Origin of the sequence: Rhizobium deserti, from assembly GCF_004358025.1 — a bacterium.
GTDB lineage: Bacteria > Pseudomonadota > Alphaproteobacteria > Rhizobiales > Rhizobiaceae > Neorhizobium > Neorhizobium deserti.
On record NZ_SMTL01000025.1, the window covers coordinates 1 to 707 of the forward strand.

The 707-nt window shown below is 54.0% G+C and carries 2 tRNA genes; both read left to right on the forward strand.

Features of this window, described 5'->3' with window-relative positions:
• Window positions 1-301: 301 nt before the first annotated feature.
• Window positions 302-378 (forward strand) — tRNA-Ile (locus E2F50_RS22830).
• Window positions 379-468: 90 nt separating this feature from the next.
• A tRNA-Ala gene (locus tag E2F50_RS22835) sits at window positions 469-544 on the forward strand.
• The last annotated feature ends 163 nt before the right edge of the window (window positions 545-707 follow it).

Consider the following 707-nt stretch of genomic DNA (forward strand, 5'->3'; position numbering starts at 1 on the left):
TTGGATGCTTCCCGGTATGAGCTTTCCTTATGCTTTTTAGAATATAGATCGGACCAGTCAGGTCACGATCGCAACGCAATACGCCGACGCTGGATCGTTTATTCGGTCCGCCTGTTTCGGTATGGCGAACCCGCCGACTACGTTTCTCTTTCTTCAAAAGGATATGAACCATTGGTTTGCGCTCACGCGTCGTACCGCCTGTCTTTGACAGGCTGACGCTCCGCGAGGGCGCCGGACGACCGGCGACGGCCTCTGGCCTGTATGGGCGGTTGATGTTGAGCCTTTTTAGGCTTGGCAAGATGGGCCCGTAGCTCAGTTGGTTAGAGCACACGCTTGATAAGCGTGGGGTCGGTAGTTCGAGTCTACCCGGGCCCACCATTTTGGTTCGCCAAAGTGGTTTAGCAGATGGTTTTACCTGATCCTGGCGGCTTGCCCATCGTGGTTTGCATGTCAGGTGTTGCGATGGTTGGGGCTGTAGCTCAGCTGGGAGAGCACCTGCTTTGCAAGCAGGGGGTCAGCGGTTCGATCCCGCTCAGCTCCACCAATGCATTTTGGTGTTGAGAGAGCGCGACATATCCTTTGAAGAAAAATGAGTTTGCATCATCCGCATTGGGTGCTGCCTGTTGTGCAAAAATCGTGAAGAGAAGATTGATCTGGAGGCTTCCAGGTGTTGGTTTTACCGCAAGGTAGACCGATGTCCGAGCCCA